Annotated in this window: 11 protein-coding genes; 4 read left to right on the forward strand and 7 right to left on the reverse strand. The window is 67.5% G+C overall.

Annotated features, from left to right (window positions below; translation table 11 throughout):
* Positions 1-62: 62 nt before the first annotated feature.
* Complete coding sequence (locus U5805_RS30075) at positions 63-1,064, reverse strand: AraC family transcriptional regulator (protein ID WP_322107141.1); 1,002 nt, start codon at positions 1,062-1,064, stop codon at positions 63-65.
* 291 nt (positions 1,065-1,355) lie between these two features.
* Between U5805_RS30075 and U5805_RS30080 the strand changes: the two genes are divergently transcribed.
* The 3 genes from U5805_RS30080 (at position 1,356) to U5805_RS30090 (ending at position 5,494) form a co-directional block, all read left to right on the forward strand.
* Positions 1,356-2,489 carry an acyl-CoA dehydrogenase family protein gene (locus U5805_RS30080; protein ID WP_322107129.1) on the forward strand — a complete coding sequence of 378 codons (1,134 nt, stop codon included), beginning with the start codon at positions 1,356-1,358 and terminating at the stop codon, positions 2,487-2,489.
* Positions 2,490-2,555: 66 nt separating this feature from the next.
* Positions 2,556-4,259 carry an AMP-binding protein gene (locus U5805_RS30085; protein ID WP_322107130.1) on the forward strand — a complete coding sequence of 568 codons (1,704 nt, stop codon included), beginning with the start codon at positions 2,556-2,558 and terminating at the stop codon, positions 4,257-4,259.
* A 44-nt stretch (positions 4,260-4,303) separates the two neighbouring features.
* Positions 4,304-5,494, forward strand: coding sequence for an enoyl-CoA hydratase/isomerase family protein (locus U5805_RS30090; protein ID WP_322107131.1), 1,191 nt, complete (start codon positions 4,304-4,306; stop codon positions 5,492-5,494).
* A 23-nt stretch (positions 5,495-5,517) separates the two neighbouring features.
* Here U5805_RS30090 and U5805_RS30095 read toward each other — a convergent pair whose 3' ends face one another.
* From U5805_RS30095 to U5805_RS30110, 4 genes are all read right to left on the reverse strand, one after another.
* Positions 5,518-6,891 carry a chloride channel protein gene (locus U5805_RS30095; protein WP_322107132.1) on the reverse strand — a complete coding sequence of 458 codons (1,374 nt, stop codon included), beginning with the start codon at positions 6,889-6,891 and terminating at the stop codon, positions 5,518-5,520.
* Between the two features lie 267 nt (positions 6,892-7,158).
* Positions 7,159-7,479 carry a pyrimidine/purine nucleoside phosphorylase gene (locus U5805_RS30100; protein WP_322107133.1) on the reverse strand — a complete coding sequence of 107 codons (321 nt, stop codon included), beginning with the start codon at positions 7,477-7,479 and terminating at the stop codon, positions 7,159-7,161.
* A 149-nt stretch (positions 7,480-7,628) separates the two neighbouring features.
* Positions 7,629-8,429: a family 1 encapsulin nanocompartment shell protein gene (locus U5805_RS30105; RefSeq protein WP_322107134.1), complete on the reverse strand. Its 801-nt coding sequence runs from the start codon at positions 8,427-8,429 to the stop codon at positions 7,629-7,631.
* On the reverse strand, positions 8,422-9,513 hold the full coding sequence (locus U5805_RS30110; RefSeq protein WP_322107135.1) for a Dyp-type peroxidase: 1,092 nt from the start codon (positions 9,511-9,513) through the stop codon (positions 8,422-8,424). The genes U5805_RS30105 and U5805_RS30110 overlap by 8 nt, the downstream gene beginning before the upstream one ends.
* A gap of 184 nt (positions 9,514-9,697) precedes the next feature.
* Between U5805_RS30110 and U5805_RS30115 the strand changes: the two genes are divergently transcribed.
* Complete coding sequence (locus tag U5805_RS30115) at positions 9,698-9,970, forward strand: hypothetical protein (protein ID WP_322107136.1); 273 nt, start codon at positions 9,698-9,700, stop codon at positions 9,968-9,970.
* 75 nt (positions 9,971-10,045) lie between these two features.
* Here the strand turns inward: U5805_RS30115 and U5805_RS30120 are convergent, their stop codons facing one another.
* Positions 10,046-12,217 (reverse strand): VTT domain-containing protein, encoded by a 2,172-nt coding sequence (locus U5805_RS30120; protein ID WP_322107137.1) that lies wholly within the window; start codon positions 12,215-12,217, stop codon positions 10,046-10,048.
* 144 nt (positions 12,218-12,361) lie between these two features.
* Positions 12,362-12,686, reverse strand: a 325-nt coding sequence (locus U5805_RS30125) for an electron transfer flavoprotein subunit alpha/FixB family protein (RefSeq protein WP_322107138.1), incomplete at its 5' end; no start/stop codon positions are given.

The raw sequence follows: 12,686 nt of genomic DNA on the forward strand, positions 1-12,686 counted from the left end.
ATATCCCTGAACTATAGGAGATATCTCAATATCCGGCAGTCATATTTGGATGTCGGAACGTCTCAGGCCACGCGGGCTTCGCGCGCTTGCGCGGCCCGGTATTCAGCCGGGCGCTGGCCCGTCCATTTGCGAAACGCGCGATGGAACGCGCTCGGTTCCGCGAACCCGACCGAGGCCGCGATGTCGGCGACCGAACGGGGCGTGTCGCGCAGCGCGGCCAGCGCGAGATCGCGCCGCAACTCGTCCTTGATCGACTGGCAGCTTTGGCCTTCCTCGCGCAGGCGCCGCCGCAGCGTGGCGGGCGCGACGTTCAGGCGTTGCGCGAGGGCGTCGGCGTCGGGCCACGCGGTGGCGGGCAGGGCGCGCAGCATGCGCCGCACGCGCGAGGCGAAGGCGCCCGCGTGGCGGTATTTGACGACGAAATTGCCTGGCGCGTTGCGCAGGAACGCGCGCGCCGTGCGGCTGTTCTGGATCACGGGCAGATCGAGGAACGCGGGCGCGAGTTCGAACCACGATTCGGGCTGATCGAACGCCATGTCGTCGCAAAACATGAGCCGGTATTCGGCTGCGGCGGCGGGCGCCGGGCAGCGAAAACGCGCGGCGGCCAGCGGAATGCGCCGCCCGACCAGCCAGCACAGCAGCCCGTAGACGAGGATGAACCAGGTGGCGTACGCGAACATCGTGGGCGTGGCGGTGCCGGGGCGATGCGCGAGCGTGACGCGCACGCGCCGCGCGTCGGCGTCGATTCCGGCCGCGAGATCGTCGAGCACGAGCCGCATGAAATGCACGGCGCGTTGCAGCGCCTGGCGGCCGGTGCGCGCGCCGAGCGCCGCGTGCGTCATGGCGACGAAGCTGCCGTATTTCATCGCGTGCGAATCCTGGCCGAGAAATTCGTCGTCGAGCGCGCGCGCGATGCCCGACCACAGCGCGCCGTACTGCGCGGCGCTCACCCGCGCGTGCGGTGCGTCGAGCCACGCCGGCGCAATGCCCGCGGCTTGCGCGAGCGCGGCGGGGTCGAGGCCGCCGTCGCGCGCCCGCGCCAGCGTCTCGTTGACGAGGCTCATCGCAATCGTGCCTTTTTCGCTCACTTCGGCGGATTTTAGAGATTGCACGAAGGCGCTCCGATCAGGGTTTTCACAAACGCTATGGTAAATCCGATCAGTCAGCTTGATCGCGCCGGGCATCGAATGCGCGCGCCGCCATGCCTAAACTTTTCGCGAGCCTTGCGGTCGCGGCCGGCGCGCGCCACAGTGCAGGAACCGCGCGCCGCGCCAGGCGACGCGAGGCACCGACGCGAGGCAAGAACTAGGCAAGCTCCAGGCAAGCCCTAGGCGAGACACAGGACGGAGACAGACATGGACGATTTCTTGACCGACGACCAGCGGATGATTCGCGACGCCGCGCGCGATTTTTCGAGCGAGCGCCTGGCGCCCAACGCGGCGCAATGGGACCGCGAAGGCAAGCTGCCCGACGAGGTCGTGGCGCAACTGGGCGAACTCGGTTTTCTCGGCATGATCGTGCCGGCGGAGCAAGGCGGCTCGTACACCGACTACGTTGCCTACGCGCTCGCGATGGAGGAGATCGCGGCGGGCTGCGCCTCGTGCGCGACGCTCGTGAGCGTCCACAACTCCGTGGGCTGCGGACCGGTGCTGCAATTCGGCACCGACGCACAAAAGGACCGCTGGCTCGGCAAGCTCGCGCGCGGCGAGCTGATCGGCGCGTTCTGCCTGACCGAGCCGCAAGCCGGTTCCGAGGCGAACAATCTGCGCACGCGCGCGCAATTGCGCGACGGCAAGTGGGTGCTCAACGGCAACAAGCAGTTCGTGACGAATGGCGCGCGCGCGGGTGTTGCCATCGTGTTCGCCGTGACCGATCCCGAAGCGGGCAAGCGCGGCATTTCGGCATTCATCGTGCCGACGGACACGCCGGGTTTCAACGTCGGCCCGACCGAAAAGAAAATGGGTATTCGCGCCTCGGACACCTGCCCGATCTCGTTCGTCGATTGCGCGATTCCCGAGGCGAATCTGCTGGGCCAGCGCGGCGAAGGGCTCAAGATCGCGCTGGCGAATCTCGAAGGCGGGCGCATCGGCATCGCGGCGCAGGCGCTCGGCATCGCGCGCGCGGCCTTCGACGCGGCGCGCGCCTATGCACACGAACGCGTGCAGTTCGGCGAGCCGATCATCAAGCATCAAAGCGTGGCGAACATGCTCGCCGACATGCACACGCGCATCAACGCCGCGCGCCATCTCGTGCATCATGCGGCGCGCTTGCGCTCGCTCGGCAAGCCGTGTTTGTCGGAGGCTTCGCAGGCGAAGCTCTATGCATCGGAAATGGCCGAAGAGGTGTGCTCGAACGCGATCCAGATTCACGGCGGTTACGGCTTTCTCAACGATTACCCGGTGGAGCGCCATTATCGCGACGCGCGCATCACGCAGATTTACGAAGGCACGAGCGAAGTGCAGCGAATGGTGATCGCGCGCCAGTTGTGAATAGACAGGAATCCAGAATAAAACACGCGCCGCACGCATGCGGGCGCCAACAGTTTGGAGACATCGATGAACGGTTATCACCCTTCCGCGCAGGCCTTCATCGACGCACGCGATCTGCTGCTGCGTCATCGCACCGACTACGCCCGCGCCTATGACGCGTTCGCGTGGCCAGCGCTCGACACGTTCAACTGGGCGCTCGATTACTTCGACGTGATGGCGCGCGGCAACGACAATACGGCGCTCTGGATCGTGGACGATCTCGCGCAGGGCGGCACGCGCTATTCGTTCGCGCAGATGTCCGAGCGCTCCTCGCGGATGGCGAATTTCCTGCGCGAGCAAGGCGTGGGGCGCGGCGATCGCCTGCTGCTGATGCTGCCGAATCGCGTCGAACTGTGGGACGTGATGCTTGCCGCGATGAAGCTGGGCGCCATCGTGCTGCCCGCCACCACGCAGCTTTCGCCCGACGACGTGCGCGAACGCGTGGAAGCGGGCGGCGCGCGTTACGTCGTGGTCGACGGCGCCGAACTCGGCAAGTTCGATGCGCTCGATACGCAGGTACGGCGCATTGCCGTGGGCGCGCAACGCGAAGGCTGGATCGACCTTTCGCGCGCCTGCGAAGCGAGCGCGCAATTCACACCCGACGGCCCCACGCGCGCCACCGATGCGCTGCTGCTTTATTTCACCTCGGGCACGACCTCCAGGCCGAAGCTCGTCGAACATACGCACGAGAGCTATCCGGTAGGGCATCTTTCGACGATGTACTGGATCGGCCTCATGCCCGGCGACATTCACTGGAACATCAGTTCGCCGGGCTGGGCCAAACACGCGTGGAGCTGCTTTTTCGCGCCGTGGAATGCGCAAGCGTGCGTGTTCGTCTACAACTTCGCGCGCTTCGTGCCGAAAGACACGCTGGCGGCGCTCGTGCAATGCGGCGTGACCACGCTCTGCGCGCCACCCACGGTCTGGCGCATGCTCGTGCAGGAACCGCTCGCGACTTACGACGTGAGATTGCGCGAGATCGTGGGCGCGGGCGAGCCGCTCAATCCCGAGATCATCGAGCGCGTGCAGAAAGCGTGGGGCATCACGATTCGCGACGGCTACGGCCAAACCGAAACCACATGCCAGATCGGCAATTCGCCGGGGCAAACGGTGGTGCCGGGTTCGATGGGCAGGCCGCTGCCCGGTTATCGCGTGGAGCTGGTGGACGCCGACGATCGACCCGCGAGCGAAGGCGAAATTGCGTTGCCGTTGAGCCACCGGCCGCTCGGCCTGATGACGGGCTACGCGAACAACGCGAAGGCCAGCGAGTACGCCATGCGCAACGGCTACTATCACACCTCCGACGTGGCGATGCGCCGCGACGACGGTTATCTCGTGTACGTGGGCCGCGCCGACGACGTGTTCAAGTCCTCCGATTATCGGCTGAGCCCGTTCGAACTCGAAAGCGTACTGATCGAACACGAGGCGATTGCCGAAGCCGCCGTCGTGCCGAGCCCCGACGCGCTGCGCCTTTCCGTGCCGAAAGCGTTCGTGATCGTGCGCCAGGGTTACGAAGCCGGTCCCGATCTCGCGCGCGAAGTGTTCCGCTTTTCGCGCGAAAAACTCGCGCCGTACAAGCGCATCCGGCGCCTGCAATTCAGCGATCTGCCAAAGACGATTTCCGGCAAGATTCGCCGCGTGGAATTGCGGCGGCGCGAAATGGAACGCAGCACGGATCTTGCGCGCGAGCCCGACGAATACTGGGAAGACGATTTTCCCGAATTGCGCTGATGTGTTCAACAGTACCGAATGACATTAACACGGAGTCCGAATCAATGAATGCAACGCCCGCTTCCGCTCGCGCCGAAAGCAGCCGCCACGAAGCCGAAGCGCACGTGCTGTATCGCGTCGTCAATCGTGTCGCGATCGTCACGCTCAATCGTCCGGCCGCGCTCAACGCGCTCTCGCACGCCATGGTGCGCGAGATTGCCGTGCTGCTCGAACGCGTTCGCAACGACGGCAACCTCGTGGCGCTCGTGCTCGAAGGCGCGGGGCCGAAGGGTTTTTGCGCGGGCGGCGACGTGCGCGCGCTGTACACGCTTGCGCGCGAGGGCCGGCGCGAAGGCTTGCACGGCTGGCAGCAATTTTTCGTCGACGAATACCGGCTCGATTACGCGCTGCACCGGTTCGAGAAGCCGCTCGTCGCGTTGCTCGACGGCGTGACGATGGGCGGCGGCATGGGGCTAGGCCAGGCGGCGGCGTTGCGCGTCGCGACCACGCGCACGAAAATCGCAATGCCCGAAACCCGCATCGGGCTCATTCCCGACGTGGGCGCCACGCATTTTCTCGCGCGCATGCCCGTGGAAATGGGACTTTACGTGGGCCTAACCGGCGCGACGCTCACGGGCGCCGACGCCATGCATTGTCATCTCGCGGACGCCTGCGTGGACGCGGAATGGCTCGGCGATTACGAAGCGCGCCTCGCGCAAGCACAATGGTCCGGCGACGTGCTCGGGACGTTGCGCGCCGTGTTTGCCGCGCCGGGCACGCCCGGCACCCCCGGCGACACGAACGAGGCCGCGCCAAGCCCGCTCGCCGACATCGAACCACTCGTGAAGCGCCACTTCGCGCGCAACAAACGCGTGGCCGAAATCGTGGTGTCCTTGCGTGCCGAACTCGCGCGCGAACCTGCGGAACGCGAACGCGCGTGGCTCGAATCCACGCTCGACGCATTCGGGCATTTCTCGCCGACGATGCTCGAAGTCACGCGCGAAGCGCTGCTGCGCGGCCGCGAGATCACGCTTGCCGATAGCTTTCGCATGGAGCTTGGCATCGTGGGAAAAGCGATCGGGGAAGGCGACTTTTGCGAAGGCGTGCGCGCGCATCTCGTCGACAAGGACCGCTCGCCACGCTGGTCGCCCGCCACGCTCGACGAAGTGACGCCCGGGAGCGTGCGCTCTTTTCTCGCTTCGCCGTGGAGCGAAGCAACCCATCCGCTTGCCGATCTCGGCGATTCGGAATCCTGATTAACGTGGCTTGTGAACGTCGCTCAGTCCGACGGCTCGTGTGCGTCCGGGGCGCGTAGCGCGGCAAGGCGGCGGGTTCGCTCGCCCGCCTCGGACGCGGCGTTTTGCGGTTTGCGGTCGAGCAGCCGCAAGGTTGCGACTGAACCGGCCACGGCGAGCAGCATCGGAATCGCGAGATCGTGGTTCGCGTGCGTGAATTCGAGCGCGAGCACGATGGCCGTCACCGGCATCTGCATCGACGAAGCAAGGAACGCCGCCGCGCCGACAATGGCGAACGCGCCCGTTGCCATGCCCGGCCACACGTGATTCGTCACGCCGCCGATCACGATGGCGAGCAGCGCGCCGTTCGCGAGGCCGGGCGTGAGCAGGCCGCCTTTCGCGCCCGCGCGCAGCGTGGTCGTCGTGATCAGCACGCGCAGCGCGAGCAGCGTGGCCGCGAGGCCGATGCCGAGATCGTCGTCGAAACTGAGTCCCGCCGGGCCTTTGCCGTTGCCGGGCAGTTGCGGAAACCAGATCGCCAGCACGCCGATGCCCGCGAAGTTGACGAGCGAGTAGAGCGGCAGCCGCCAGTCCTTCGGCGAGGCGCTGCGCGCGCGGCTCGTGAGGTTCGCGAAGCCGTGGGCGGCCGCGCCGAAAACCGGCCCGCACAGCGCCGATATCGTCACGAGTTGCGCATTGATGGCATAGGCGGGCACGCGGTATTGCTGCGCGTCGCCGAGACCGATCCACGCGACGACGGCGGCGATGGCCGAGGTCGTGATGGCGGGCACGACCGCCGACCAGCCGAAGCTGCCGAGCAGCACTTCGAGCACGAACACCGCGCCGCCGAACGGCACGTTGTACACGGCGGCGAGGCCCGCGCCCGCGCCGCACGCGATCATCAGGCGGCGTTCGCCGGCGGTCAGTCCGGTGCGCTTCGCGAGCCAGCCCGCGATCACGGCGCCGATCTCGCGCGGCGCGACTTCGCGCCCGAGCGGCGAGCCCAACGCCACGGTCACGATCTGCAACAGCGCATGCACGGTGGTGGCAAAGAGCGGCATGCGCGCGCCGCCCGGTTTGAGTGCCGCGGCGATGCTCACGAGCGGCCGCCCGTAGCGATAAAGCGCGAACCACCCGCATCCGCCGATCACGCCGCACGCCACGAGCGCGGCCACGCGGCGCGCGGGCGAGGCGCCGCTCACGCCTTGCAGAAAGCTCTCGGCGCCCACGATGCGACCCGCGCCGTAGCCATACGCGAGATGCTGGACGGCGTGCAGCAGCAGCGCGAGCAGCATGCCGCCAAGCCCCGCGCCCAGGCCCGTGAGGAGGGTGACGACGGCGAGCGTCGCGAGCGGGCTGCGCGGCGGCGGGCGGACGGCGCGCGGGCGCGGGGAGGAATCGGCGGAACGGTCGGACACGGCGAGCGAAGAGTGGCGAAAAGCGCGCGACAAGGACGCAACTAAGAACGCAACTAAGAACGCGACAAAGAACGCAACTAAGGCGTCCGTTTATTTTAGCGAGCGCGGATTGGCGCTGCGCTCGGCGTGGCGCGTGGGAAACCTACCCGCAGCGCTCATGCAACGCGCCGGCCGGCGGCCCGAAAAAAACAACGCCCGCCGTGAAAGGCGGGCGTTTGCCGTCGTCGAAAACGCGTCGAAAAACGCGTTGAAAGCGCTGCCGAGCGATTACAGATAGCTGCACACGTAGTCGAGCGTTTCGATCACGTCGATGTCGAAGCGGCTCTCGCCCGGCACCGAGAACGACTCGCCCGCGCCGTAGGTCTGCCACTCGTTGCTGCCTTCGAGACGAATGCGGCATTGGCCGGCCTGCACTTCCATGAGTTCCGGCGCGTTCGTGCCGAAGTTCAGCGTGCCGGGCAGGATCACGCCCAGCGTCTTGCGCGAGCCGTCGGCGAACAGCACGGTGTGCGAGACGCACTTGCCCTCGAAATAGACGTTGGCGCGTTTGATTACGGATACCTGATCGAATTGCGTTGCGGCCGTCATGGCGGTATTCCTCTGCTCATCGTGAAGGGAATCGGGCGCGTCCGCGCGGCGAGGCGCGGGGCGAGCCCGCCATGATACCGGCAGCGGCGGCCGCGCGCGCCATTTCCCCACGGCGCGCGCGATTCCGTCGCCGGATCGCGCCGCCTGCGTCATTCCGCCTTCACGGCCACCGAAGCCTCGGCGGTCAGCATCATGAACGTAAAGCTCTCCTGGAGATACAGCCGCACGCTTTTGTCGTCGTGCGAGGAATAGCCGATCGACACGTCCTGGCCGAGATGGAACGCGAAGTCGCCGCCGCGCGTGCTCAGAATCACGCCGCCGACGATGGCCGGCGCCCAGATGATCTCGCCGTTCACGAGGCGGCGGATGTGTTCGAGGATCGGGTAGCCCTGGTCGCTCGCCTCGCTCACCGCCGTGTAGGCGTCCGAGCCGAGCAGCACCGCGTACGGGCCGTCCACGCCTTGCAGGCGCAATTCTTCGAGCGCTTTCGCGACCACTTCGGGGTAATCGGCGAGATTGGCGGGCAGCGGCAGGACCGGGTTCGACGTGCCTTCGCGAATGCCGGTGATCTGCGCGGCCGTGTAGCCGTCGAAGATCGCGCGGTCTTCCGCGAACGCGAGGCGCGTGGCCGCGTCCTTGGCCGGCTGCCAGTCGGAGTCCTCGGCGCCGCGCTCCACGTCGTCGATGGCGTCGCGCGAAAGCTCGAACGGCACGCGCAGTTCGACGATCGCCTTCACTTCGCGCTGGCGCGCGCGAATGCCTTCAAGCGGCGCGGCGATGCCGTTCTGGTGGCCGGTGCCGACGGCGGCGAGCGCCGGGCCGCCGGGGCCTTCCACGTCCACGACGCGGCGGCCCGCCAGCGAGCGCTTGAAGGTGCGCGCGACTTCTTCTTCGATCTGCGACCATGCGGCCGTGGAAATGGGCGCCAGCTCGCGATGGAGGTTATTCATGCCGGGGTGCTCCTTTGAGAGATCCGATGGCGAGCGAGCCGTCCGCGGACACGGCGGCGCGCTCGGTTGTGGTTTGCGTTTGGCTTTCGGCCGGTGCAGCCGATGTCAGGTCGATCGACGGCGCGGCGCCCGGCTCGGCGTCGGCGAGCGCTTCGAGCAGCGGCTGCGACGGCACGAAGAACAGGCCGCCCGTCACCGCGCGGCTGAAATCGAGCAGCCGGTCGTAATTGCCCGGCGGATTGCCGACGAACATGTTTTCCAGCATCTGCTCGATCGGCTGCGGCGAGCGCGCGTAGCCGATGAAATACGTGCCGAATTCCGCCGATCCGGGGCGCCCGAACGGCATGTTGTCGCGCAGGATCTTGATCTCGTTGCCGTTCGCGTCGTCGAGCGTCGTGAGCGAGCTATGCGACCAGCTCGGCTTCACGCCTTCGTCGAGTTCGATGTCCTGCAACTTGGTGCGCCCGATGATGTGCTCCTGCGCCTCCACCGGCAGCGCGTTCCAGCCTTTCATGTCGTGCAGGTACTTCTGCACGAGCACGTAGCTGCCGCCGCAGAATTCCGGGTCTTCCTCGCCGATCACGGTGAAATGGACCGCCTCGTTGCCCACGGGATTTTCCGTGCCGTCGACGAAACCGATCATCGCGCGCATGTCGAAATTGCGAAAGCCGTGGACTTCGTCCACGGTCTTGACCGCGCCTTCGAGGCGCGTCATGAGTTGCGTGGCGAGTTCGAAGCAGAGGTCGGTTTCGTCGGCGCGAATGTGCAGAAGAATGTCGCCGGGCGTGGCGATCGCCTTGCGCTCGCCCGTGCCGAACTCGCGAAACGGATGCAGTTCGCCGGGGCGCGGCTCGCCGAACAGCTTGTCCCAGGCGTCGGAGGCGAAGCCCACGACGCACGACAGATTGCCGGCCGGCACGCGTTTGCCGACGGCGCGCACGAGATTGGCGACGTCGGCGCACCAGGCGCGCACGGTGTTGCGGCTGGCGGCGTCGTCGTTGACGGTCACCACGATGAAAAACGCGTTGCGCGTGACCGCGCTGGAGACGGACTGCGGTTCCTGCGTGAGAGAGGCCGGCGTCATGATGTGGGATATCGCTTATGAAGTCGTATGCGGAATTCCGGGCGCGCGTCGGATTGCTTGAAGCCGCAAGCGGGCGCAAACCCGCATAGTGTAGCCAAAGTCTAAATAAAGGGCGCTTTCATGGCGAGGCGCGCGAAATGCGCCGATAGTTACCTTTTCGCATCGACGACGAAGGAGGCAGGCCATGTGGGACCACACGGAGCACGAAGGCTTCGAAATCTGGGTGCTGGCGATTCCGGCGTTCGGGCCGCGCTCGCCCGAGCCGCTGTTCCATTACAGCGGCTACATTTGCCGCCACGGCGCCGACGCGCATCTGGAAGGGCGCAGCGTGCGTTTCCACGATCTGATGCGCAATTACACGGGCGAAACCGCCGCGCTCGACGCCGCCTACGCCGACGCGCGCAAGCGCATCGACCGTTTCAACGCGACGGGAAGCTGGTCGGAAGCGCACGCCTGAGCGCTTACCGCGACTTCATGCCGCGACTTCATGCCGTGACGTCGTGCCGCGGCGCGGACGCCGTCGTGCGGGCGCTCAGCGGTTGGCCTGAACGACCAGCGTGACGGGGCGTCCTTCGCAGCCCATCTCGCCGGGCAGCGTGATCGTGCGCCAGCCTGGCGGCACGCCAGGCGCGGCGAGGCCGGTGGCGTCGCGGTCGGTGTAGGTGGTCACGAAGTTGAACGGCCAGGACACGCGCCGCAGCCGTTCATGAACCAGCGAGCCGATCCATAGCGGCGCGCTCGCGCCGCCTTCCGTGCGCGGCGCGAGCGCGTAGTTGGTCGGCCAGAAGCGCAGCACGTCGCGGCGGCTGTCGCGCGGGCTTTCGGGCGCGCCGCCGTGCGTTTTCGCGGCGCTGCCGGAGCCGCTCGCGTTGCCGGCGTTGTAGGTGTTATCGGCGTTATTGGTGTGGTTGGTGTTCGCGGCTTGATTCGCGCCTTCCGCGCCGGCGGTGCGCGCGCGCGCGAACACCAGCGGCGAGGGCAGGCCGTTGTTCAGCTTCGGCAGCAGCGGCAGCATCATCACGTCGACGTTGGGCGCCACGAGCGAAAGCACGCTTTTCACCGAGACCTGCGGGCCTTCCACCCAGCCCGCGTCGCGCAGCGCGGCGCGCAGGTCGTCGGCGCTGGCGGCCCACTGGATCGTCATCGGTTCGCGGCGCTCGCCTTTCATGTCGAAGCGGTAGCACGCGAGCGTGCGCCACAGCGAATCGCTCCATTGCAATTGCGTGACGACGACGCTCGCCGACGCGCCGCCCGAGGCGTTGTTCTGCTGCGCGACGTCGCGGCCGACGCGGCCCGCCGGCAGCGTTTGCGCGAGAAACGCCGCGACCAGCACCGCAAGCGCGATCGCGGGCATGAAGGTGCGCTGTGGCGGCCGCGCGGGGTAGCGCCAGAGCGAGGTGAGCACGACGGCCGCGACCCAGATCGACGCGAAGGCCGCGCCGCCGATGGCGTCCGAGAACAGGAAACGGTCGAAGTAAAGCCCGGCGAACGTCACGGCCACGACGATGGCGTTGCCAAGCGCGGCGACCATCACCGCTTCGAGCATGGTGGCGCGGCGCACGAGCAGGAACATCACGAAGCCGTAGACGATCACCATCGACGCCACGCGGTCGCTCGGGAACACGTAGGCTTCGAGGGTTGCGTGGCCGGGCGCCGTATGGTGGATCGCGAAGCGCAGCGCGACGATCAGCAACTGCGAAACGCTTGCCGCGATGAGCCAGTACGCGATGGTGCGCCAGCGCCGTTCGAACGCCATCCAGATGCCGACGGTCGCGACGAGCGCCGCTTGCGTCCAGCCGCTGCCGAGCGTTTCGACGCGCGCGAGCGCGGCGTCGGCCCAGGTCGAATGGAGCGAATGCAGAAACTGGCGCACGGACTGATCGAGCTGCACGAGCGGCGCGCCGCGCAGCACGTTGTCGAGCACGTAGGAAAACACGGCCGCGCAAACCGGCACGAGGCCGGTAATGACGAGAATCGCGCCCAGCGCCGGTTGCGCCGGATCAAGCAGCCGCGCGAGCCGCCGCGCCGCGCGGCCGTGATGCTGCGCCGCCCACGCGGCGGCGCGGCGGCGCGAGCCGCTGGCCCAGTTGTCGGCGTGCTCCAGCAGGATGCGCGAGGCGTGCCAGATGAGCCAGCCCGCGAGCGCCACGAACGCGAGGATCACGACAAGCCGGAACGACACCGCGCCCGCGAGCTGGATCGACGCGCCGAACACCACGCCCGGCACGATGTGCGCGGGCGCCCAGACGAGCGCCGAAATCAGGTTCATCACGAAGAAGCGCGCGGGCGTCATGCCCGCCATGCCGGCGACGATGGGCACGACCGCCCGCAGCGGCGCGACGAAGCGCGCGAGGATCACGCTGCGCGTGCCGTGGCTGACGAAATACGCTTGCGCGCGTTCGAGAATGAAGGGATGGCGGCTGAACGGCCAGATTTGCGTGAGCGAGTTGCGATAGCGGCGTCCGATCCAGAAGCTCGCGCCGTCGCCGGCCACCGCGCCGAGGATCGCCCAGAAGAACAGCCAGCCGAGATTCAGCGCGCCGGTTGCCGCGAACGCGCCCGCGATGAACATGGCCGTGCTGCCGGGCACGAAGGTGCCGACGAAGGCGAGCGATTCGAGGAATGCGGCGAGCGCGACGAAGCCGAGCGTCCACGCGGGATGCGCGGCGAGCAGGTGCAGCATGTGGTCGTAGGCGTGCTCCATCGCGGGCGGGCTCGTTCGGGCGCTCGCGCGTGCGCAAAGTGCGGCGCGGCTTCACGCGCAATATAACCGGGCGCGGGGAACCGCGTGCGGAGGAGGGCCTGGCAAGGCCGCGTCGCGGGCGCGACGCGGCCGGCGGGCCGCGGCTTAAAGCGTGCCGGCGAATTCCGGCACCACCGCAAACAGATCGCCCACGAGGCCGTAATCGGCCACGCTGAAAATGGGCGCTTCTTCGTCCTTGTTGATGGCGACGATCACCTTCGAGTCCTTCATGCCCGCCAGATGCTGGATCGCGCCCGAAATGCCCACTGCAACGTACAGTTGCGGCGCCACGATCTTGCCGGTCTGGCCCACCTGGAAGTCGTTCGGCACGTAGCCCGCGTCCACCGCCGCGCGCGACGCGCCCAGCGCCGCTCCGAGCTTGTCCGCGAGCGGCTCCAGCACCTTCGTATAGTTCTCGCCGCTGCCCAGA

This window comes from Paraburkholderia sp. J41, from assembly GCF_905220235.1.
In the GTDB taxonomy this organism is placed as follows: domain Bacteria; phylum Pseudomonadota; class Gammaproteobacteria; order Burkholderiales; family Burkholderiaceae; genus Paraburkholderia.